Source organism: Chryseobacterium arthrosphaerae, assembly GCF_001684965.1.
GTDB lineage: Bacteria > Bacteroidota > Bacteroidia > Flavobacteriales > Weeksellaceae > Chryseobacterium > Chryseobacterium arthrosphaerae.
The window spans coordinates 372,500-396,788 of record NZ_MAYG01000001.1; the positions used below are offsets into that span (position 1 = coordinate 372,500).

The following is a 24,289-nucleotide window of genomic DNA, read 5'->3' on the forward strand; positions in this document are numbered from 1 at the left end:
TCTTTTTTTATGATAATGAAATAAACAGAGTTGATATTCTATGATAAATAAATTTGCGTTAGTAACAATGTAAATTGTGTTAACCTGAATTTTAATTAAAAAAAATAGTATTTTTGTTTAAAATAATATAAAATGTTAAACAGGAGGACGGGAAATTTATTTTTAGTATTGCTTTTTGCTTTTATAGGAACCTTCATCTTTGCCCAGGACAGAAGTAAGTTACTTTCTACAAAAAAGCCCGGAGCTGCTGCCATGAAGGCCGGAAATTTTATTGATGTCAATGCGGCCAGCTATCCTGAATCAAGCTATAATATTACCAACTTGGTAAAGAATGTTCTTATTTCGGGAGGAAACTGTGTTTCCACCAGTGTGAGCAATGTTGTGGTCTCTCCCAATTTAGCGGCAAGCAATCCAAACAGAAGCTGGGGCTTCTTTAATAAGGCATCCACCAATTTCCCTTTTGCTAAAGGAGTTGTGCTTACTACAGGATATGCCAATAAAACAGGAAATACGTACTATCCTAACCTGAGTGATGATATCGGAACAGGAGGAGATATGGACCTTGCTACTGCTTTAGGAATTGATAATTCAAGATTAAAGGATGCCACTTTTATAGAGTTCGATTTCGTGGCAGCTTCTACTGAGGTTACATTCCGGTACCTGTTTGCTTCCAAAGAATATGATCCTGCCTATCAGTTTCCGTGTAGAATTACAGATGGTTTTGCACTATTGCTGAAGAAAGTCGGTGATCCTACCTACACAAATCTTGCCGTACTTCCGGGAGGTGCCGGACCTGTGAGTGTGACCAATATTCACCCGCTAATTCCGGCAGGGACTTCATCACCGGGATGTGCTGCTCAGAATGCAGCTTATTTTGCCGGCATAAATTCAGCCCATATTGAAACAAATTTCGATGGGCGTACCATTCCTTTGACATCAAAAGCGAATGTTATACCGGGGGAAACTTACCATTTTAAAATTGTTTTGGCAGATTACGATGACTCAAGCTTTGATTCAGCAGTATTCTTCGAAGCCGGCTCATTTGATATCGGGGTAAAGATTCTGGATGCAGCAGGAGCTCAGCTTCCGGCGTCTATCAATGTGTGTGACAATGCTCCACAGGTTTTTACCGCTTCTGTTCAGGCTTCCAATGCAACCTATCAGTGGTTTTTAAACGGCAATCCGATTCCGGGAGCCACTGCTGCTACTTATACAGCAACGCAACCGGGGACCTATACCATTAAAGTGACCATCCCGGGAAATTCATGTCCCGGAGAAGCTACTGTTACCATAGTGGGAGGAACTTCTCCTACAGTACAAAATGCAACTTTAACCGCTTGTTATACAGCTGGAAATGCTGTGTTTAATTTGCCGTCAGCCCAGGCAGCGATAAGTACCACTCCGGGAGCTACATTCTCCTATTATGCGAATCAGGCAGATGCCAATGCCGGAAATGCCAATACAATTCCAACCCCTGCAACGTATTCAAGCCCGGGTGGGCAAACCGTATATGTTTTGGTGAAAAACGGCTTCTGCTCTAAAGTTGCCCAATTACAACTGGTAAAGGCACCGCAAATGACAGCGTCTATTGCGCCGCCAACAGTGCTGACCTGTGCCAATTCCCAGATCACTCTGGATGCATCCGCTTCGGTTTATCCTGCAGGATCTACGTTCAACTGGACAACTACCGGAGGGAATATTGTTTCTGGGGGAAATACGCTTACTCCTGTTATTGACGCCCCGGGAACCTATACTTTAACAATATCACAAAATTATCAACCCGGGAACGTCAATTGTACCGCCGTTGCCAATGTTACCGTAACAGGAAACAGTGCACCGCCAACTCCGGTACTTACGGCAACTAAAATACATATCTGTAACGGGGAATCTGTTACCCTTACCGCTTCAGGAGGTGTTACCTACAGCTGGACGGGACTTCCGGGAACCGGAAATACCCAGACAGTATCTCCTACAACTACGACTACCTATACGGTAACTGCTGTAGGAGCTAATGGCTGTGTCTCTCAGACTCCGGCTACAATTACCATTCAGGTATCAGAACCGTTCACTGCACAGAATGCTGTCCTGCATAAGTGTTATCAGCCGGGACTGACTTATGATCTTACGGAAGCACAGAGTCAGATTACCACTACGGCAGGAGTTACTTTTACCTATTATGTGAATCAGGCAGATGCCAATGCTGCCAACAACAACTTTATTGCAACACCTACAACATATTCCCCACCGGGAAATCAGACGATCTATGTGCTGGTAAGCAACGGAGGATGTAGCTATGTGGTTTCCTTACAGCTGATAAGAACTGCTGAAACCACGCTGACCATTGCAGCCCCGCAAACCATCACCTGTACCAATCCGCAGATTACACTGGATGCTTCTTCCTCAGTAGTTCCGGCAGGTTCTACCATTGCATGGACAACTGTAGGCGGAACTATTGTATCAGGTGGAACAACGCTTACTCCTGTAGTAAGTGCAGGGGGAACTTATACACTGACGGTGACTAATGTGTCCCAACCAGGAAACCTGAGCTGTACTTATACATCCAATGTAGTTGTAGTGCTGGATAAAACTGCACCGGTTGCAACACTTGTATCATCACAGCCTCGTATATGCTTGGGTGAATCTGTTACCCTCACCGCTTCAGGAGGTGTTACCTACAACTGGGGAGGAGGTCTTACAGGAAACGGAAATACCCAGGTCGTTTCTCCTACAACCACTACGGTTTATACTGTGTTTGCCGTGGGAGCTAACGGATGTATTTCTGCAACACCGGCAACAGTTACTGTTCAGGTAGGCCCGCCTATAGCAGGACTTACAGCCTCCAAATTAAAGATTTGTGAAGGAGAATCTGTAACATTAACGGCTACAGGAGGAATTACGTATAACTGGGTAGGTCTTACAGGAAACGGGAATACACAGGTTGTTACCCCTACAACCACAACAGAATATTCAGTATATGCATTGGGCGGAAACGGATGTAGCTCTGTGGATCCGGCTAAAGTTACTATTGAAGTAGTTCCGGCTATCGTTTCTACCTTAGAAGATGTATACGTTTGTGCCGGAGATAGCGGAACTCTTGATGCAGGCGCAGGACCAAAATATACTTATCTGTGGAGTACGGGAGCAACCACACAGACGATCACAACCAATCTGCCTGGAACGTATTCTGTAACCATCAGCAATGGAGTGTGCTCAAAAACTTTTACAGCGCAGCTGATTAATCCTGACCTGCCACAGTTCACCAATGTGGTTTATGATAACCATATTCTTACTGTTACAGCCAGTAACCCTACAGGCGGTACTTTGGAATATTCGATAGACGGCGGATTGACCTGGCAGCCATCTAATATATTTAGTGGGCTTTTGAACAATAATATGTATAATCTGATGGTGAGAGTGAAAAATGCAAAATGTGGTACTTCATTGAGCTTCTTTACATTCGTTATCAGCAATGCCATTACTCCTAATATGGATGGGATCAATGATACGATAGATTTCTCAGGGATCAGTGGTTATAAAGATTTTGCAGCTTCCATTTTCGACAGATACGGAGCAGAAGTATACAAAGCTTCAAAAGGAGATGTGGTATGGAGAGGATCCTTAAAAGGAATTAACCTTCCTACAGGTACTTACTGGTATAGGGTACAGTGGGAGAATCCGGCCAGCAAAAAGCTGGAGCAGCGATCAGGCTGGATCCTTTTGAAAAACAGAAATTAAATAATTAATAAAACCTATCATAAAAAATCTTTCAGCAATGAAAGATTTTTTGTTTTTATCCGTTAGAAGATTATAAATGGGTAAGATGGAAGAGAGGATCTCCGGAATTTTCGGGCAGTCACTTTATATTTGTTTTACCGTTTTATTCTTATTCCCACAGTTTCTCTAAAACTAATAACATTGATACAGAAAAGCATTGGCTATTCCGATACGTCGTTTTTATCAAATACGTAATGTTTTGAAACGAACGATGTTATTTATATTTTATAAATTGTCGTATTTTTTAATGAAGATTTGCTGTTATATGTTTGTATTTTTAGTTTTTTGTTATAAATAATATAAATATGTATGTGGTATATTTTAAAAAAAATTAAATTTGTTGAAACAAAAATATTATGAGAAGATATCTACCGCTTTGTTTATTTTTTACAGTCGTCTCGACTTTTTTATTTTCACAAAATCAACCGGTACAATCCAGAAAATCAGTAAAAGAACTCCCTTCTGTACAGTCTAAAAAAGCAGGATCTTTTATTGATGTAAATTCTCCGGCTTATATAGAAACAACTTATACCATAGAGAAGATGGTAAAAGATGTATTGATCTCTTCAGGAACCAATACCTGCCTTACCCCGAATGTAAAGAATGTAAAGATCACGCCTAATCACGCTCCGGATAATGCCAACAGGGCATGGGGATATTTTCATAAGGCTTCTACCAATTTCCCTTTTAAAGACGGGCTTTTACTTTCTACAGGGCTTGCAAGAAAAGCAGGAAATGCTTTTGAAAGTAATACGCTTAGTGATCCTAACGGCGGAGGATCTGATAATGATCTGGCACAGGCTACCGGAGTGTCAGCAGCCTCTTTAAGAGATGCTGTACTGTTGGAATTTGATTTTGTACCTACAACTTCTCAGATTAAATTCAATTATATATTGGCTTCTGAAGAATATTACGAAGGATATCCTTGTGAATATGCGGATGCATTTGCCATCTTACTAAGACCTACCGCAGGAGGACCTTATATCAATATGGCTGTTCTTCCTAATGGAGCAGGGCCGGTAAGTGTTACCAATATTCACCCGGCGATTACTGTTTATCCGGTGTGTGGAGCAGTTAATGAGCAGTATTTTGCAGGATATAATACAACTAATATTGAAACGAACTTTAACGGTAGAACAGTTCCGCTTACTGCTACGGCAACCGTAGTGGCAGGACAGGAGTATCATTTTAAAATGGTGATTTCCGATTTTAGAGATAGCAGTTATGATTCAGCAGTATTTCTGGAAGGAGGTTCTTTCAACATCGGGGTAGATCTTTTAGATCCTTCCGGTACAAAACTGCCTTCCGATATCAATGTATGTGACAATACACCTCAGGTAATTACAGCCTCAGTGAATGACCCTAACCTGGTATATCAGTGGTTCCATAACGGAGCACCGATTCCGAATGCCACCACCAATAGCATTACGGCAGTACAGCCAGGTACCTATACCATTGAAGTAAGTGTGCCGGGGAACCCTTGTCCGGGTAAAGCGTCAATAGAGATTCACGGTGGAACTACACCCCAGGCTCAGGATGCAACATTGCTGCTGTGTACAACCCCTGATATTACCACATTTGATTTAAGTACCGTGAAACCGGATATCAGTCCGACGCCAGGGGCAATCTTTAAATTCTATGTGAATCAGGCTGATGCTGTTGCGCAGAATAATAATTATATCCAGAATATACTCAACTATAACGGTAATGACGGTCAGATCCTGTATGTAGTAGTCTCCAATGGCAGCTTCTGCAGTAAAATGGTTGAATTGAAGTTGCTGAAGGAAACAACACCTACTGCAAAGGTAAAATCTTCCAGAATAAAAATATGTCCGGGAGAATCAGTGACATTAACCGCAGAAGGTGGTGATACTTACCAATGGAGCAACTTTATGGGAACCGGAAATATGCAGACGGTAACACTATACCAGACCACTACATTTACCGTATATGCGGTGGGACAGAAAGGATGCAGATCTCTGAACCCTGCAACCATAAGAATAGAAGTAACCCCTGAACTCACCTCCCCATTAAAAGATGTTGAAATGTGTATGGGAGATGTGGTTACATTAGATGCCGGAGCAGGGCCTAACTTTAAATATCTTTGGAGTACAGGAGCAACTACACAGAAAATAGATGTAGACCAGTGGGGCGTTTACAGTGTAGAAATTGATAACGGAACCTGTAAGAAAACATTTGAAGCTAAAGTAATAGGTGCAGCAAAGCCGTTCGTTACTGCATTGAGTTATGAAAGTATTAAAAAAACAGTTACCGTTACTGCAGAAAACCCTGCAATGAATAATTTGCCAAGCAGTTTAGAATATTCTATCGATAACGGAATTTCATGGCAGGAATCTAATGTATTTACCAGCCTTTTGGATAATACCAAATATACGGTCCTGGTAAGAAGAGTAGGTACCCATTGCGTAGGAAGTCTTGAATTCTTTACCCTGCAGATCAATAATATCATTACACCGAATGAAGACGGAATCAATGATGTGCTGGACCTTAAAGCTCTTGGGGAATTCAACAACTTTACAGGGTCGGTATATGACAGATATGGAGTTGAAATGTTCAGATTCTCAAAAGAAACCCCGGTTTGGGACGGAACAGTAGGAGGTAAGAGACTCCCAACAGCTACCTATTGGTACAAATTCAATTTTGAATATCCGAGATCGAAAGCTCAGATGAACTGGTCAGGATGGATTATGCTGAAAAACAGAGATTAATTGATAATGTAATATAATTAAGAAAGCCTTTCAAATACGTTTGAAAGGCTTTCTGATTTTTTATCTGTATAAGATATTGTCTTACTGATTATCTTTCCAAAGGTTGGCAAAAAGAATGAAATCTGCGACACTCAGCTCTTCAGCTCTTTTATCCAGGAACTCGTGTCCTTTCAAAGCTTCAGGAATGTTTAAGGTTTTCAGCGCATTGGACAGCTTTTTCCGTCTTTGGTTGAATCCTGTTTTTACGATCTGCTTAAAAAGCACTTCGTTCCCGGCCAGGCCTTCTTTAGGATTTCTGGTAAGCCTGATCACTCCTGATTTTACTTTTGGCGGCGGATTGAAAACGTTCTCATGTACTGTAAACATATAGGATACGTCATAATAAGCCTGGATCAGTACAGAAAGTATACCGTAATCTTTAGTTCTCGGTACGGCAGCCGTTCTTTCTGCAACCTCTTTCTGGAACATTCCTACCATTTCAGGAATCAGCTCGTAGTGATCCACAATCTGGAATAATATCTGTGAAGAAATATTATAAGGGAAATTACCGATAATGGCTATCTGCTCATCTTTGATGAAATTAAAATCCTGTTTCAGAAAGTCACCTACAAAAGTATTTTCCGTAACCTTAGGATAATTGTTTTTCAGATATTCGATAGATTCCGTATCGATTTCGGCAAGGTAAATGGTCTGGTCTTTTTCAAGAAGATATTTGGTAAGCACGCCCATTCCGGGACCTACTTCCATGATGTTATTATAGTTCTCAAAACTAAGACCTTCTACGATTTTTCTTGCGATATTTTCATCGGTCAGGAAGTGCTGCCCCAGATGTTTTTTTGCTTTTACACTCAAAGTTTTTTATGATTTTATTAACAATGATTTTCTTTATTTCGTCCCAAATTTCGGAAGTTTTTTTCTATTTTAGCCAAAAATTTTAATATTAATGGCTAAATCTGTAGATGAGTTTAATAAGAAAAGGCTTCGGTCCAGCAATATTACTGTAGTGATAAGTATTGCCTTAGTGCTGTTTTTGTTGGGATTAATGGGGCTTATTTTAATTAATGCCCAAAAGTATTCTGACTATATCAAAGAACAATTGGTAGTGAATGCCTACTTTGATGAAAATTATGACGCAAAAGACTCTGTAAAAATTGCGAAACTGGAGGATGAAACTTTTAAAAAGGTACAGACGTTAGCTCCTGTAAAAAAGGCAACTTATATCTCCAGAGCTATGGCAGCGAAGGAAGCTAAAAAAAGTATGGGGATAGACAGTGATGCTTTATTTGAAGAGAATATTTTCCCTTCATCTATTGAAGTTGCTTTAAAACCGGAATATGTAGATCCTGCAAAAATTGATGAAGCGATCAAAGTGATCAAATCTGTTCCCGGGATCATAGATGTGAAAAACGACAGTACTTTGATGGTAGATGTTTACAATAACCTGAGCAGAATCTTAAAATGGATCTTAGGATTTTCAATACTGTTTTTGGTATTGGCTGTGGTACTGATCAACAATTCAATCCGTCTGAAAATATTTTCGAAGAGATTTATTATTAAAACCATGCAGCTGGTAGGGGCGAAGAGAAGATTTATCCTTAAACCTTTTATCATAGAAGCTGTTATCCTGGGAGCTATTGGTTCCGTAATTGGTCTTCTTGCTCTGGGAGGTGTTTGGTATTACTTTACAAGTCAGATCGGTTCTGCTTTCGTACAGGATAACAACCAGTATTTCTGGTTAGTGATTCTGGTACTTGGTGTAGGGATTTTCATTTCTGTCTTAAGTACTATTTTCGCTACCTGGAGATTCTTAAAATCAAACGTTGACGACTTATATTACTCTTAATAATGAGCAAAAAAACAAATAAACTTTCCGCTTCAGATTTCGGAAATGAAGCAGAAGTGCCACAGGAAAACTCTTTCTATTTCGGACAGCAGAACTTCAAATGGATGCTGATCGGATTAGCATTTATTATTGTCGGTTTTCTATTGATGATGGGACCTGATGCCAATACGGTAGACGGTAAATTTGACCCCAATGCATGGAACGACGATATCTTCTCTATCAGAAGGATCAGAATAGCACCGCTTTTTGTCGTAATAGGATTTGCAATAGAAGTGTACGCTATTTTAAAAAGAAAATAAATAGATTTTTATATTTAGAGATTAAGAGATTACGAATTTCAGAGCATTCTGAATTTCCGGATTTCTTAATCTTTTAATTTTTTGAAAGAATATGGATTTAATTAAAGCAATTATTATTGCCATTGTAGAGGGATTAACAGAGTATCTTCCGATTTCTTCAACTGCACACATGGGATTTACCGCCAATCTGATGGGGCTTGAAGAAACAGAGTTTTTAAAAATGTTTCAGGTATCGATTCAGTTTGGAGCAATCCTTTCTGTTGTAGTAGCATACTGGAAAAAGTTTTTTGATTTAAACAATATTCAGTTCTATTTTAAGCTGGCTTTTGCTGTAGTTCCGGCACTGGTCCTGGGCTATCTGTTCGATGATAAAATTGAAGCCGTACTTGGAAATCAGATTGCAATTTCTTCAGTATTGGTTTTGGGAGGTGTTGTTTTACTGTTTGCTGATAAGTGGTTTAAAAATCCTAAAATTGATGACGAAAAGGGAATTACCGTAAGAAATGCTGTTACCATCGGTTTCTGGCAGTGTCTGGCGATGATGCCGGGAACGAGCCGTAGTGCTGCTTCCATCATTGGAGGGATGGCACAGGGGTTAACGAGGAAGGCTGCTGCTGAATTCTCTTTCTTTCTTGCTGTACCTACCATGCTTGCAGTAACCGTATACTCCGTTTTTGTGAAAACATGGGGTAAAGAAACTGCCAATCCACAGAAAGGATATGAAATGATCATGGCTTCACAGGACCACATTATGATTTTCGTGGTAGGAAATGTTGTGGCATTTATTGTAGCATTAATAGCGATTAAAGCATTCATTGGAGTGCTTAATAAATACGGTTTCAAACCATGGGGATGGTATCGTATTTTTGTAGGTGTTGCTTTGCTGATCTATTTCTATTTCTTTAAATAAATATATTCACATATCCATTCATGACAGCTGAAGAACTGAAATCGGGATACATTTTTTTATTGGACAAGCCTTTGGACTGGACTTCTTTTCAGGCTGTCAATAAAATGAAATATAAACTTAAAAGGGAATTTGACCTTCCTAAAAAATTTAAAATAGGACATGCAGGAACCTTAGATCCCAGGGCTACAGGGCTTCTTATTGTATGTTGCGGAAAATTTACAAAAAAGATTCCTGAGATCCAGGATGCTCCGAAAGAATACTGGACAGAGATCAAAATAGGAGTGCAGACGGAGTCTTATGACACGGAAAAACCGGAAATACTTCACCAGGATATCACTCATATTTCTGAGGAACAGGTGAATGAAACTCTGGAAAAATTTGTAGGAGAGATCGAACAGAAACCACCAGTGTATTCTGCTATTAAAATTGATGGTGAAAGAGCTTATAACCTGGCGAGAGCCGGAGAGGAAGTAGAAATGAAATCGAGAAAGACCACCATTCATTATATAAAGGATATTACAGTAAATTTTCCTTTGATAAGCTTTACGGTAGGCTGCTCCAAAGGAACTTACATCAGAAGTCTTGCTCACGATATCGGGCAGGAACTCGGAGTGGGGGCGTATCTGACCCAGTTAAGGCGTACAAAAATCGGGGATTATGCTATTGAAAATGCCACAGACCAGTTTTTAAATAATGATTTCCGTTTTGAGAGCTTATGAAAATAAAATTATCTCTTTTCTTATTGGGTTTTGCTTTTTGTAAAGCTTTTTCTCAGGATGCTGAGACGAAAAAACCTAAAATGGATTTTTATGTTAACCCATCCCTTAACGTAGGGTTTAATATTAATAATAAAAATCAGAGTAACAATTCGCAGTATATCGAGAAAAAATCCGTATTAGGCAATATGACCTATGGTATTACAGCCATCGGAGGTTACAATTTTCTTCCTAACTTTGCCATAGGAACCGGCTTGAAGTATAGCTTTATACAGGACAATTATCATTTGCTGTATTGGGTGATCCAGCCGAAGTTTATTTTTTCTCCGGGAGACCGTCCTTTTTATATAGACATTAACTATGGTAAGCAGCTGAATCATTCTGCTGTTTCAAAAACAGAATTTTGGGGAGCAAGACTCGGAATGCAGGTTTCCTATTCAAAAAGGCTGAGCCAGGAAGGAGGAATTGTTCTTGAATCACATAAACTGAAAGAAGGAGTGGATGGCTTTTTCATCGGGCTAAGCTATGGAATCTCTGTTTTCAGCAATAAAAATTATACCGGTTACGGTGAAGACTAATGGAAAAAACACGTATCAATAAATATTTATCAGAAGTAGGATACTGCTCAAGAAGGGCAGCAGATAAACTGTTAGAAGAAGGCAGAATAAAAATCAACGGTAAAATTCCTGAACTGGGCACAAAAGTTTCTGATGAAGATCTTGTAGAAGTAGACGGAAAACCTGTAAGAGAACCTCAGGAAAACCCTGTTTATATTGTTTTCAACAAACCGGTAGGAATTGTCTGTACCACAGATACGAAGCGTGAAAAAAACAATATCATTGACTATATCAACCACCCGAAAAGGATTTTCCCCATCGGAAGACTGGATAAACCCAGTGAAGGCCTTATCCTGCTCACAAGTGACGGAGATATCGTCAATAAAATCCTGAGAGCAAGAAACAATCACGAAAAAGAATATCTGGTAAGGGTAGATAAACCCATTACTCCAAGATTTCTTGAAAAAATGAGAAACGGGGTACCAATTCTGGATACGGTAACCAAAAAATGTGAAGTAGAGAAGATTGATGAAATGAACTTCAGGATCATCCTTACGCAGGGACTCAACAGGCAGATCCGAAGAATGTGCGAATACCTTGGATATGAAGTGAAAAAGCTGAAGAGAATCCGTATTATGAATATTAAACTGGACCTTCCGATCGGAAAATGGAGAGATATGACGGATGAAGAGCTTTCAACACTTAATGCATTACTCGAAGGTTCAAGTAAGACAGTCGATTAAAAGAAGACAAAATAAAATATAAAGGCAGAGAATAGGTTTCTCTGCTTTTTTATTGTTCTTATAATGGCTATTCATCAGCAGATTTACAGTTTATAAAATTCAGTTTTATATAATTTTCACACCTTGGTGTAATATATTGTGGCTTTCTGTTTTATGTATTATATTTATTGTAATTAAATAATAACTGAAAATTTTACACCATGAAAACAAAATTTAAACCATTTATTCTGCTTATTGCTGCTTTTGCAATACTTACTGATTGTCAGAGCGAAAGTGAGAATCATACAAAAGACCACAATACTTCTTTTTTTATTGACTACAGAAGCCTGAACGGAGCACCGGACGGAATGGCTGTCATCGACCTTGATCCTGACTCACCAAGATTTGGCAGCATTATCAGCAAACTTGAATTGGGAGTCGGAGTTTTGCCGCACCATATTTATTATAATAAAGATGCAAAAAAGCTTTACACAACTGCTTTAGGAGGGAAATACCTCTATCAGATAAAAGCAGAGGAAGACCAGAATGGTATGCCGAAACTGATCAGTGCCACTGCTGTTGATACGGGTGAAAATACAGTGGGCGAAAATTTATTTTTTACCAATGACGGACGTTTTTTTATGACCTTTATGGGAGGGGCAGGAGGCCTGAAAGATGGCAGTGTAGGGGTGTTTAACGCCAATAATAATCAGCTTATCAAAACGATCAAAGGATCGATAGAAACCAATCCGAATAAATTTATTATGTATCCGCACGGTATTTCCGTAAATGAGGAAAAAGGACTCATGATGGTTACCTCAACGATTCATCCGGATCTTACCAGCGGCATGGGGAATACCTGCACCCTCATAGATCTGAATACCTATGAACTAAAAGAAACCTATCAGGTAGCAGACTCCCCGGCAGATTTATCAAGTCCTGTGGAAGTCCTGTTGCTGCGTGGGAAGTTTCCGCAGTTTGCCCTTGCTACGACAATGCTTGGAGGTGATATCTGGATTGCACCCTATAATACGGCCACTAAAAAATACGATGCTTTCAGCAAAGTTTTTGACGGAAGTACCCAAGGGCTGGGATGGGCTCTCGAAATGTATATTGATGATAACAGCAAGCTTTACGTAAGTTTTGCAGATCCGGGTAAAGTGCTTGTCTTTGATATCAGTAATCTTCCTCAGTTGAAACTTTTAAAAACATTTACCGCAGATAAAGGAGCCCATCATATGGCATTCTTTAAAACCAGATCCGGAAAAGAAGTAGTCGCTGTACAAAACAATCTGTTAAACCTTCCTAATCTCAACTCCGGAACGATAAGTGTCATTGAAATTCAGACAGGAAAAACCTTAGGGACAGTAGATTTACGGGCAAAATATGGAATACTTCCGGAATCTATTGAAGGAACCAATGGTCCCAGCAGCTATATGCACCACTAAAAATAAAGTTTAGAATATAAGAACATCCCAAAATAGAATCTGCTGTTCCGGGATGTTTTTGTGTTTATTTAAATGCTTTTTGTAGCAGAAAGCACACATTAAATCTGGATTTATTTCACATACCACCTCATCCTTGTCTCATATTCCGGCTTGAGTTTTAAAAATTTCCAGATTTTCCTGTCGTCAGGATTACTGATCCGGTAGTAGATGATTTTATCCGCCGAATATTTAAAATAAGGATGATTTTTAAGCCATTCTTCAGGAGCCTCTGTCAAACTGTATTTGGGAACACCTGAGGCGTCCAGTGGAGCAATGCTGATCAGCTTTTGCACCAGCTCTTTATCAATATTGTAGGTATCCATAATCTGTTGCTTGTAGACAAAGCCACCGAGCTTTTTCCGGAATCCGATGATAGATCCGGCGCTTTTTTCATCCAGACCAAATTCCAGCAGCTGTCTGAAAGTGATCGTATTGAGATCTGTCTTTGAAAAATCTGTCTTTTCCTGTTTAAGCTCCTGTTTCCTGTCAGCAGCAGGATTTATTTTGATGTAAGGTTTCAGTTCCTGGAATTTCTCAGTAGAAATAACGAAACATTTTTGAAGATCTTCCGGGCTTTTAAAACTTCCCTTTAAATTTCTGTCCCGGTAATTGACAATAGTAACTGCCTGTTTTTCAGAAAATCCAAGGGCTTTCCAGCCTTCGGTATCCAATAGATTGGGATCAAAATAAGTGTATCGGATCTTTTCTTTAAACGAAGTATTTCTGATTGAATTCCTGAACTCTGCGGGGGTATTGACCGGTAGAAGCAGATAGGGTTCAAGCTTACTGTAATGCTCAGAAGAAATAATAAAGCACTCTTTAAACTTTTCTTTGCTCACAAAACTTCCCCCCAGGTATTTTTTATATTTTAAAATTGCTTCAGCCTGTTTCTCACTGAAGCCCATTTTCACCCAATCCTGTTCAGAATAAAGATCCGGATTAAATTTTCCGGTTACCGAAATACTTCTTTTTTCAAAACTTTTAAAAGCCCGGGCCGGATTATTCCCCGTATTTTCAGGAAGTAAGATAAAAGGGGCCAATATTGCAAATTTCTCTTCAGAAATTGCATAACACTTTTTCAGCTGTTCTTTTGAAACAAACTTGCCGCCTACTATGTCTTTATATTTAAGAATAGTGGATACCTGTTTTTCAGAGAACCCCAGCTTCTGCCATTGCTCGTGATTCAAAGTATTGGGATCGAATGCTGACAAATTTTCAGAGACGGGAGCCGCCACAATAAATTTAACATCAGGAAAAGGCTCTTTATTTCTGCTGGTATAGCTTTGATAAATTAAGAGGCCACTAAGAAGCAGCACCATGCAGGCCAGTTTACGGTAATAATTTTTTCTCATCATAGAGTAAACATATGGATAAAACCAATATGCCACAATGATGAGGGTTGAAATGGTTAAGTTTGAAATATAGATTAAGTATATTTGTTTCCAAAATATACTTATAGCATCTTAATATAGAATTATTTAAAGATATAAAGCACCCAAATGACGATATCCAGTTATTCTTCTTTATCTCCCAGAGACTCTTTAAGTTTTAAAAGTTCTGCCTTTACAAATTCAAGACGGTCGATAATGGTAATGGTTTCTGAAATCTTACTGTTGGTGGTCAGGGCAACGCGGGCTCCATCAAGGGTATAGCCTTTCTCTTTCACCAGGTGATAGATCATCTGCAGGTTCTTGATATCTTCAGGAGTGAAATACCGGTTTCCTTTTTTATTCTTTTTAGGCTTAATGATCGGAAATTCCTGTTCCCAATAACGTATTAATGAAGTGTTTACGTCAAATGCTTTAGCGACTTCTCCTATTGAATAGTATAATTTATCAGGTAAATTTATTTTCATTTTACGGCTCCTAAACTTCAAAGATAAAATTTTTTAAAATCTGAACCAAATATATCTTTAAAACTGCGGTATGACTTTTGTTTGAGAGCCTACCGGGGTTCTGTTCAGAAATATCTGAAAAATATAAAAATGAATATTTTTTTTAATAACTTGGTGAACCTCAAAACACTATAATGATATGAAACAGTACTTCTTAATTTTATTATTGATGATTCCTTTTTCCGGATTTTCACAGTGGACAAAAACGGAGCTTGGATCTAAAAAGGTGAAACAATCCCAGGAGAAACTGGAATTTGCAGCACTTTATACGCTGGATGCCGACCAATTCAGACAGAGTTTAAAGAATGCACCTTTGCGTTTTTCCAAAGAAAAGGGAATAACCATCTTACTTCCTGTTGCAAGTGGAAAAACAGAGCACTTTCAGGTATGGGAATCTTCAAATATGGCTCCCGAACTGCAGGCTAAATATCCGGACATCAGATCATATGTTGGAACGGGGATTGAAGATCCAACCGCTTATCTGACGTTTAGCATGTCCCCGACAGGATTTTCTTCCATGATCACCCGCTCCGGAATTTCAGAATTTATTGAGCCTTATACGGAAGACCGCACCATCTATGCTGTATTTGATTCCAATGCGAGACGGGGACAGGATAAAGTACCTTTTGAAAAGCCCACCATCAAGGAACCGGAAAAAATGCCATTGAAAAAGAAAAGACGCTGTAAGTAAAGTAAAAAACACCTCTGACCTTAGCCTTTGCTGATGAAGACTCAAAAGTAATGCTCTAATAATCGTTTATTGGAGTTGTTGATATTTTTCTGTATAAATGTCTATTTGCGATAAATGATTAATATAGTGTTTTTTATTTGTTGATATTTTAAATATATAATGTTGATTAATTGATTATTTGTATTTTTAAGTTGATTTTATTTTGTTTTTCACAATTGTTGTGATTTAATTTTGCTAATTTGGCAGTACTAAAATCACATCTATTATGAAACATTATTTCTTCGTTTTATCACTGTTGTTTCCTTTTTTAGGATTCTCGCAGTGGTCAAGAACTGAGCTCAGGTCTCAAAAAGTAAAACAATCACAGGAAAAATTAGAATTTGCAGGACTTTATTCGTTGAATGCGGATCAGCTCAGGCAAAATTTAAAAGATGCCCCGGCACGCTTTTCAAATGGAAAAGGAATTATCATTTCGCTTCCTACAGCCAATGGAGGTTTAGAAAAGTTCCGGGTGTGGGAATTTTCCAATATGGCACCTGAGTTGCAGGCAAAATTTCCCGAGATCAGATCTTATGTAGGAACCGCATTGGAAGATCCAACGGTCTATCTAAGGTTCAGTCTGTCTCCGGTAGGATTTTCTTCCATGATTACCCGCTCAGGTATTTCAGAATTTATCGAGCCCTATACAGAAGACAGAACCGTTTATGCTGTATTTGATTCCAAGGCGAGAAGAGGGCAGGACAAGGAACCTTTTGAATGTGGCACTAAAGACGAGATGGAGAAAATTGCAGCAGGAAAAAATTCCAATACAGCGAATAAAAAGGCTGCAGGCTTCAATGTATTCAGAATGGCATTATCCTGTTCAGGAGAATATGCACAATATCACCTTACCGCTACCAATACCCCTGCAACAGCTACGGATGCTCAGAAAAAAGCAGTGATTCTGGCAGCAATGAATGCTTCACTAACAAGAATGAACGGTGTTTTTGAAAAAGATCTGTCAGTTCATTTTAATCTGATTGCCAATAATGACGCTATTGTATTTCTGGATCCGGCTACAGATCCGTATGATGATACAGATGCTGATAATACAAACGATTTTGATCATGCAGGTGCATATTATGTTATATCAGCTCGTATTCCTGCGACTGATTATGACATGGGACATCTGCTTGATAAAAGAGGTGCTAATGGTGTTGCCATGTTAGGATCTATATGCGGTAATATAAAGGCAGCAGGCTATACCTCGTGTAATTTTCCTGAAGGTGATACTTTCGATATAGACTATGTTGCTCATGAAATGGGGCATCAGATGGGAGCTAACCATACATTTACCGGATATTTGGCAGGTTCAGGAACCTCAGAAGTGGAGCCGGGAAGTGGAACTACTATTATGGCATATACCGGTATTTTTGGAGATAATCTTGACGTTCAGTTCAATTCCAACGATTATTTTCAGGGTTTTAATGTGACAGAGATTAAAAATAAAATAAATAGTGTTGCCTGTGGTGTGAATACGCCTTTCGCCAGTCCGGCCCCCAATGTTAATGCAGGAGCAGATTATATTATACCAAAATCTACTCCGTTTGTGTTGAAAGGGACGACAACTGATTCCAATACTTCTTCCTACACCTATGCCTGGGAACAAATGGATGCTGCAGGAGATGCGCAGACAGAGGCCAATTCCAACGCTTTTCCTACAAAGCCGGCCGGTCCGGTTTTTAGATCGTTTTCACCTGTCAGCTCTCCGGTAAGATATTTCCCGGATTTTAATACTGTACTGGCTGGTGTATTAACTACAACCTGGGAAAGTGTATCAGGTGTAGCGAGGAATCTTAATTTTACATTAACTTTGCGAAATAACAATCCAGTAGCTCCACAAACGAGCAGGGATGATATGGTGGTTACTATAAATGCTGCTTCCGGTCCCTTCCGGGTGACGGCTCCAACATTTGGACAGTCATTGTCTTCTGCGGGAACCTTTACGGTAACCTGGGATGTTGCGGGTACCAATGCCGCCCCGGTGAATACAGCTAATATCAATATCAAATTATCTACAGACGGCGGCCAGACGTTTACTACCATTGCAGGCAATACCCCTAATGATGGCAGTGAGCAGATTACCATTCCTTCCGGATCTGCATCAGCGAATGCTTTTATCATGATAGAGGCTGTCGGGAATGTTTACTATGCAGTAAGCCCAAGCTTTGTAGTGGATTATACTGTTTCAGGTGAAAACTGTAATACTTATACTTACAGTGGAAATCCTGTAGCAATTAAAGATGGTCCTGGAGGAAGTAACATTTCTTCTCCCAGAATAAACATTCCGTTGATGGTTAATAATCCTGGGACTATTACCAAAATAAAAGTTACTCCTGCTGTTACGCACCCAAATGTGAGCCATATTTCAATCGGTATTGAAAGCCCGGTGGGAACTTCAGCACTCGTCTGGAACAGACAATGCCTGGCAAAATCAGGTATTACGGCTTCATTTAGTGATGCAGGAAATACTGTAGCATGTGTATCACCTATCCAGGGGGAGACCAGGTCTTATGAATCGTTAAGTGTTTTTAAAGGTCATAAAGCTCAGGGAGAATGGAAATTATTTGCTTCAGACAACAATCCGGGAAGTGCAGGAACTATTACCGGGTGGTCTCTTGAAGTCTGTACTCAGGAAACACAGGCTTTAGGAACTAAGGAAGGAACTTCTCCATTGGCTGACGATATTAAAGTTTATCCTAATCCAAGTGACGGAAACTTCTTTATCAAGTCAAGAAACTTAAAAGGAGATATTAAAGTGACCATGCTTGATGCCAGCGGAAGACTGGTTTATTCATCAGCTTATAAGACTGAGGGCAATGATACCAAAGCATTCAATGTAAATATACCGAAGGGAGTGTATGTGATCAGCATCAATTCTTCCAAGGGAATCTACAATACTAAACTGGTGATCAAATAATAGAGCCTATTATTTTCTCAGTTATAAAGGACCGGTATTTTACCGGTCCTTTTTGCTTTGTATCATACATCTAGAAAATGATACGCTTCTATTGATATAAACCATAGTATAAAATATAAAGAAGTGTTAATTCTTTATTGTAGGATCAGGAAAAATAAGGATATTGTTTTTTTATTGTTATTATTTTTCTACATAATTCATTATTTGTTATAAATGATTAATATATGACTGTTTGTTTGTTGATTTTTTAAATACATACTGTATATTTTTATTTTATTTTTATTTATTCGTTTATTTTATTCTTGTTTTTATAATTAATGTGGTTTTATTTTGTTAATTTGGCAGCATTAAAAAACCAAATCTATTATGAAACACTATTTCTTAATTTTATCCCTGCTGGTCCCCTTTTTAGGATTTTCGCAGTGGTCAAGAACTGAGCTCAGGTCTCAAAAAGTAAAACAATCACAGGAAAAATTAGAATTTGCAGGACTTTATTCGTTGAATGCGGATCAGCTCAGGCAAAATTTAAAAGATGCCCCGGCACGCTTTTCAAATGGAAAAGGAATTATCATTTCGCTTCCTACAGCCAATGGAGGTTTAGAAAAGTTCCGGGTGTGGGAATTTTCCAATATGGCACCTGAGTTGCAGGCAAAATTTCCCGAGATCAGATCTTATGTAGGAACCGCATTGGAAGATCCAACGGTCTATCTAAGGTTCAGTCTGTCTCCGGTAGGATTTTCTTCCATGATTACCCGCTCAGGTATTTCAGAATTTATCGAGCCCTATACAGAAGACAGAACCGTTTATGCTGTATTTGATTCCAATGCGAGAAGAGGTCAGGACAAGGAGCCTTTTGAATGTTCTGTCATTGATGAAGCAGAAAAAAATACGGCCGGAAAAAACGGGGCTGCCGATAAAAAATTAGCAGGGTTTAATATATTCAGGCTGGCATTATCCTGTACAGGCGAATATGCTCAGTATCACCTGACAGCTGCCGGTACCCCTGCTACAGCTACAGATATAGAAAAGAAAGCTGTGGTCTTAGCTGCCATGAATGCCAGCGTTACCCGGCTTAATGGTGTTTTTGAGAAAGATCTTTCTTTCCATTTTAACCTTATTGCTGATAACGATATCCTTATTTTCCTGGATGCTGCCTCAGATCCTTACACTAATGGTGGCCCGAACGAAGCCCATGCCCAGATATCGGCAAGAATTGCAGCCGAGAATTATGATATGGGACATCTCATTGATAAAAAAGGAGGTAACGGATCTGCAGGAGTAGGCGTTATTTGTAATAATAATTCAAAAGGAGCAGGATGGACTGCCCATAACTTTCCGGAAGGTGATAAATTTGATATAGATTATGTTGCTCATGAAATGGGACATCAGCTGGGAGCAGGACATACTTATACATACAGGTCTTCGCAGGCAGATCAGAAGGTAGAGCCGGGAAGTGGAAGTACCATCATGGCATATACGGGAATCACTACATTATCCGATGTGCAGTTTAATTCCAATGACTATTACCATACCAATAGTATCACCCAAATCAGGAATAAACTGAATAGCCTTACCTGCGGTGTGAATACCCCTTTTGCAGATGCTGCTCCCAATATCAACGCAGGATTGGATTATACAATTCCTAAATCCACACCATTTGTTTTAAAAGCTACCACTACAGATGTTGCGAATGCCGCCTATACTTATGTTTGGGAACAGACAGACCAGGCAGCGGCAGCTCAGATCGGAGCTGGTGATATTTCTGCTGCCTATCCTGCAAAGCCAACAGGCCCTACTTTCAGATCATTTGCACCGGTAAATTCATTGGTAAGATATTTTCCGGATTTTAACAAAGTATTGGCCGGGGTGTTGTCTACCCGTTGGGAAGCCGCTTCAAGTATAGCAAGAGGTCTTAATTTTGCAGTTACTGTAAGAAACAATAATCCGTTGCAGCCACAGGTTTCAAAAGATGCAATGATGGTAACGGTGGATGCTGTATCAGGACCTTTCCAGGTGACTGCGCCTGTATTTGGACAGTCATTAAACTCAGGAGGAACTGTAAATGTGACATGGGATGTCGCCGGTACCAATGCCGCCCCGGTGAATACAGCCAATGTAAACATTAAACTGTCTAAGGACGGTGGGCAAACCTTTACAACAATTGTGGCCAATACCCCGAATGATGGTAACGAACAGATCACTATACCGGCCGGTTCTACTTCAGCCAATGCCTATATTCTGATTGAGGCCGCCGATAATATCTATTATGCAGTAAGCCCAAGTTTTGTTATTGACTACAATGTGACGGGTGAAAACTGTAATACCTATACTTATAACGGAGCTGCAGTACCCATTACAGACGGCCCGGGCGGAGGTGGTATATCTGCTCCCCGCATAACAATTCCTCTAATGGTTAATAATACCGGAACCATTACCAAGATAAAAGTAACCCCTTCCATTACACATCCCAATGTAAGCCAGCTGGCTGTAGGAATTGAAAGCCCGGTAGGGTCTTCCGCTTTGTTCTGGAACCGAAGTTGTGCCAACAGCTCTGGAATTACAGCTTCTTTCAGCGATTCGGCTGGGGCTGCTACCTGTGCTTCACCGATTCAGGGAGATGCCAGATCATATGAATCTTTAGGTATATTTAAAGGACATTCAGCACAGGGAGAATGGAAGCTTTTTGCAACTGATAATAATGCCGGTAGTGCCGGAACGGTTACTGCCTGGTCTCTTGAAGTATGTACCAGAGAAACACAGGTATTGGGAACTAAAGAAACGGTTTCTCCAATAGCAGATGACGTTAAAGTCTATCCTAATCCAAGTGACGGTAATTTCTTTATCAAATCAAGAAACTTAAAAGGAGATATTAAAGTGTCCATGCTTGACGCCAGCGGAAGATTGGTTTATTCATCCGCTTATAAGGTTGAAGGTAATGATACCAAAGCATTGAGTGTAAATGTACCGAAAGGAGTATATGTGATCAGCATCAATTCTTCTAAGGGAATTTACAATACTAAACTGGTGATCAAATAATACAGCATATTATTTTTTCCAGATATAAAGGGCCGGTACTTACCGGTCCTTTTTTTGTCTAAATTTGTGAATCCTTAAGATATGGGCTCTTACGGATCAGATGATATAATTGTTTTTGCTAAAATATACAGGTGATGAATTCAATCTCCGTTCTTCATATCGAACTTTTTCAGGCAGGTAAAAATACTTCGGATTTTTATTTTAATACGATGAAAAATCATCTGGTAGTGGGGCATCGGCATATAGAAAGGCCTCACAGGCATGATTTTTATGCTGCAGTTCTTTTTACCGGAGGTAGAGGAGTGCACGAGATCGATTTCCAGAAATATGATGTTTCGGAAGGAAGTCTTTTTTTCCTGTCGCCCGGTCAGATCCATAGCTGGGAACTTTCAGAGGATATAGAGGGATATATTTTTTTCTGTTCGCAGGAGTTTTATGAAATGCATTATGTCAATCAGAAACTGAGAAACTTTCCTTTTTTCGGGTCGGTGTCCTTTCCGAGAAAACTTCAGCTGAATGCTTCTGAACTGAAGAAAAATATCAGTCTGTTCAGGGAACTGGGGAAAGAGCATCAGGCGAAGAATCATATCATGAAAGAAGGTCTCATCCTGTCCTTAATGTCTCAGATCTTTATCAATGCCACCCGGCTGTTTTCAAAAGATTCTGATACGATGGCTTCTTCTGCAGCTTTGTCCTATTTTAAACATTATCAGGAATTTGAAAATCTTATCGAGCTGCATTTTACCGAACAGAAATCCATTGCTTATTATGCTTCTTTACTGGGGATTTCATCAAAGCATCTGAACAGGATCGTGCAGACGGTTGTTCAGAAAACAGCTACAGAGGTCATTACTGAAAGAGTAGTGCTGGAAGCCAAACGAATGTTGATGTATCTTGACGAAAGTCTGGTGGAGATTGCTTTCAGATTAGGCTATGAAGAGTATTCCTACTTTGTAAGAGTCTTCCGGAAAAGCTCCGGAATGACCCCTACTCAGTTTATGAGGAAATATAAGGCTTAATGAGTTTAAAGTTTAATGTTAATATGGTGCTGTTTACCGTATCATTAATTTTATTCCTGCAATCCATCGCCTGATCCTGCCTCTAAAGCACCAGCTTAAACGGTCCTTCAAAAGTAGTTTCAAAGGAATCCACGAGTTTTCCGTTTTCATCAAAAACCCCAATGACCATATTTTGTTTCGATAATTTAATATCTTCTTCAGGGAAGGTGATATTGATATTTCCTTTCAGAATTTCATCGCCTTTCAGAATAATTTTTTCATTTCCGAAATAGGTGATCTCTGCATGGGCAGGAGTGATAACTTTAATGGTCAGTGTTTTTTTCTCGTTCGATTTATTCAGTAAAGTATAAATAAAAGTATTGGTGATCTTACCGTTTTTAATAAAGAATGTAGATCCGGCAGGTTTTATAAACTTGGCTTCCATAGAACCACGGTCATACATTAAAAATCCAAGAAATCCGATGAGCAGTGCTAATATAACCGTGGTCGCCTTCATTCTCGAGGTAAATTTAAACTTCTCACGATTTTCAATTTCAGATTCAGTAGCATAGCGGATGAGCCCTTTAGGCAGGCCTACTTTATCCATGATTTCATCACAGGCATCAATACACGCAGTACAGTTGACGCATTCCAACTGCTGTCCGTTTCTGATGTCAATTCCCGTAGGACAGACTACAACGCATTGGTTACAATCTATACAATCTCCTTTTCCGGCTGCTTTCCTGTCTTCATTATTTCTCCATTTTGATCGGCCTTCTCCTCTTCTGAAATCATAATATACGTTGATCGTCTGTTTATCAATTAATACTCCCTGAAGCCTTCCGTATGGGCAAACCAGGGTACATACCTGCTCACGGAGCCATGCAAAAACAAAATAAAAAGTCATCGTGAAAAAGATCATCGTGATGAATTTTAAAGGATGTTCCGAAGGACCTTCAATCATGATCTGGAAAACCTGCTCGTAGCCTACGATATACATAAACATGAAAGTAGAGATGACCATTGAAATCAGGATAAATACGGACCATTTCGTCAGCCTTTTCCTTATTTTTTCAGCATCCCATTCCTGTCTGTCAAGCTTCATCTGCTTATTCCGGTCACCTTCGATCCAGTATTCAATTTTACGGAAAACCATTTCCATGAAAAGAGTCTGAGGGCATAGCCATCCGCAGAATATTCTTCCGAAAACCACGGTAAACAGCATGACGAAAATCACGGAAGTTACCGCTCCTAAAGCTAAGATGAAGAAATCCTGAAGATAAAAGGGCTGTCCCAGGATAAAGAATCTTCTGTCTATAACATTGATCAGCAAAAAAGGATTATTATTGATTTTTACGAAAGGCAATCCGAAAAATAAAGCAAGAAGAAAGTAGCTGGTGTAATTCCTGTAATTGGTATACTTTCCTTTAGGTTTTCTGGGGAAAATCCATTTTCTTTTCCCTGTTTCATCCATGGTGCCTACTGAATTTCTGAAATCTTCATTTTCAATTTCTAAAGATTTGATATTATTGGACTCTACACTCATTATCGTATGCTATAAAGATATTTTACTGTTGTTTTTCATCCGGACCGGTCTTGTTTTTTTATAGAAAAAAAGTGATCAATCCTGATACTGCAAAGCTCCGGATTATATAGATGAGGTACTAACAGTAT

General features: G+C 39.4%; 17 protein-coding genes. 13 read left to right on the forward strand and 4 right to left on the reverse strand.

The window, feature by feature from the left end; translation table 11 throughout:
- Window positions 1-132: 132 nt before the first annotated feature.
- Both BBI00_RS01665 and BBI00_RS01670 read left to right on the forward strand, forming a co-directional pair.
- Window positions 133-3,735: a choice-of-anchor L domain-containing protein gene (locus BBI00_RS01665; protein ID WP_065397135.1), complete on the forward strand. Its 3,603-nt coding sequence runs from the start codon at window positions 133-135 to the stop codon at window positions 3,733-3,735.
- 395 nt (window positions 3,736-4,130) lie between these two features.
- Entirely contained in the window at window positions 4,131-6,503 is a 2,373-nt protein-coding gene (locus BBI00_RS01670; protein WP_065397136.1) for a choice-of-anchor L domain-containing protein, read from the forward strand.
- Window positions 6,504-6,584: 81 nt separating this feature from the next.
- Here BBI00_RS01670 and rsmA read toward each other — a convergent pair whose 3' ends face one another.
- Window positions 6,585-7,355, reverse strand: coding sequence for a 16S rRNA (adenine(1518)-N(6)/adenine(1519)-N(6))-dimethyltransferase RsmA (rsmA, locus tag BBI00_RS01675; RefSeq protein WP_065397137.1), 771 nt, complete (start codon window positions 7,353-7,355; stop codon window positions 6,585-6,587).
- A 91-nt stretch (window positions 7,356-7,446) separates the two neighbouring features.
- Here rsmA and BBI00_RS01680 point away from each other — a divergent pair, with 91 nt between their 5' ends.
- From BBI00_RS01680 to BBI00_RS01710, 7 genes are all read left to right on the forward strand, one after another.
- Window positions 7,447-8,346 carry a cell division protein FtsX gene (locus BBI00_RS01680; protein WP_065397138.1) on the forward strand — a complete coding sequence of 300 codons (900 nt, stop codon included), beginning with the start codon at window positions 7,447-7,449 and terminating at the stop codon, window positions 8,344-8,346.
- A gap of 2 nt (window positions 8,347-8,348) precedes the next feature.
- A complete protein-coding gene (locus tag BBI00_RS01685; RefSeq protein WP_174715405.1) occupies window positions 8,349-8,645 on the forward strand; it encodes a DUF3098 domain-containing protein in 297 nt (98 codons plus the stop codon).
- A 91-nt stretch (window positions 8,646-8,736) separates the two neighbouring features.
- Window positions 8,737-9,555 (forward strand): undecaprenyl-diphosphate phosphatase, encoded by an 819-nt coding sequence (locus tag BBI00_RS01690; protein WP_065397139.1) that lies wholly within the window; start codon window positions 8,737-8,739, stop codon window positions 9,553-9,555.
- Between the two features lie 20 nt (window positions 9,556-9,575).
- Window positions 9,576-10,274 (forward strand): tRNA pseudouridine(55) synthase TruB, encoded by a 699-nt coding sequence (gene truB, locus BBI00_RS01695; protein ID WP_065397140.1) that lies wholly within the window; start codon window positions 9,576-9,578, stop codon window positions 10,272-10,274.
- 80 nt (window positions 10,275-10,354) lie between these two features.
- Window positions 10,355-10,849, forward strand: coding sequence for a hypothetical protein (locus BBI00_RS01700; protein ID WP_123902212.1), 495 nt, complete (start codon window positions 10,355-10,357; stop codon window positions 10,847-10,849).
- Window positions 10,849-11,571: a 23S rRNA pseudouridine(2604) synthase RluF gene (gene rluF / locus BBI00_RS01705; protein WP_065397142.1), complete on the forward strand. Its 723-nt coding sequence runs from the start codon at window positions 10,849-10,851 to the stop codon at window positions 11,569-11,571. The genes BBI00_RS01700 and rluF overlap by 1 nt, the downstream gene beginning before the upstream one ends.
- Before the next feature lie 200 nt (window positions 11,572-11,771).
- Entirely contained in the window at window positions 11,772-12,998 is a 1,227-nt protein-coding gene (locus BBI00_RS01710) for a YncE family protein (RefSeq protein WP_065397143.1), read from the forward strand.
- A gap of 110 nt (window positions 12,999-13,108) precedes the next feature.
- Here the strand turns inward: BBI00_RS01710 and BBI00_RS01715 are convergent, their stop codons facing one another.
- The gene (locus BBI00_RS01715; RefSeq protein ID WP_083988397.1) at window positions 13,109-14,392 is read right to left on the reverse strand and encodes a helix-hairpin-helix domain-containing protein; all 1,284 of its coding nucleotides are present in this window, start codon (window positions 14,390-14,392) and stop codon (window positions 13,109-13,111) included.
- 158 nt (window positions 14,393-14,550) lie between these two features.
- Window positions 14,551-14,892 carry a MerR family transcriptional regulator gene (locus tag BBI00_RS01720; protein ID WP_065397145.1) on the reverse strand — a complete coding sequence of 114 codons (342 nt, stop codon included), beginning with the start codon at window positions 14,890-14,892 and terminating at the stop codon, window positions 14,551-14,553.
- Window positions 14,893-15,070: 178 nt separating this feature from the next.
- Here BBI00_RS01720 and BBI00_RS01725 point away from each other — a divergent pair, with 178 nt between their 5' ends.
- From BBI00_RS01725 to BBI00_RS01740, 4 genes are all read left to right on the forward strand, one after another.
- The gene (locus BBI00_RS01725; protein WP_065397146.1) at window positions 15,071-15,622 is read left to right on the forward strand and encodes a hypothetical protein; all 552 of its coding nucleotides are present in this window, start codon (window positions 15,071-15,073) and stop codon (window positions 15,620-15,622) included.
- A 265-nt stretch (window positions 15,623-15,887) separates the two neighbouring features.
- Window positions 15,888-18,581: a reprolysin-like metallopeptidase gene (locus tag BBI00_RS01730; RefSeq protein ID WP_065397147.1), complete on the forward strand. Its 2,694-nt coding sequence runs from the start codon at window positions 15,888-15,890 to the stop codon at window positions 18,579-18,581.
- A 366-nt stretch (window positions 18,582-18,947) separates the two neighbouring features.
- Window positions 18,948-21,617, forward strand: coding sequence for a reprolysin-like metallopeptidase (locus BBI00_RS01735; protein ID WP_065397148.1), 2,670 nt, complete (start codon window positions 18,948-18,950; stop codon window positions 21,615-21,617).
- A gap of 134 nt (window positions 21,618-21,751) precedes the next feature.
- Window positions 21,752-22,636 (forward strand): AraC family transcriptional regulator, encoded by an 885-nt coding sequence (locus BBI00_RS01740; RefSeq protein ID WP_065397149.1) that lies wholly within the window; start codon window positions 21,752-21,754, stop codon window positions 22,634-22,636.
- Between the two features lie 82 nt (window positions 22,637-22,718).
- Here BBI00_RS01740 and ccoG read toward each other — a convergent pair whose 3' ends face one another.
- Window positions 22,719-24,161, reverse strand: coding sequence for a cytochrome c oxidase accessory protein CcoG (gene ccoG, locus BBI00_RS01745; RefSeq protein ID WP_065397150.1), 1,443 nt, complete (start codon window positions 24,159-24,161; stop codon window positions 22,719-22,721).
- Between the last annotated feature and the right edge of the window lie 128 nt (window positions 24,162-24,289).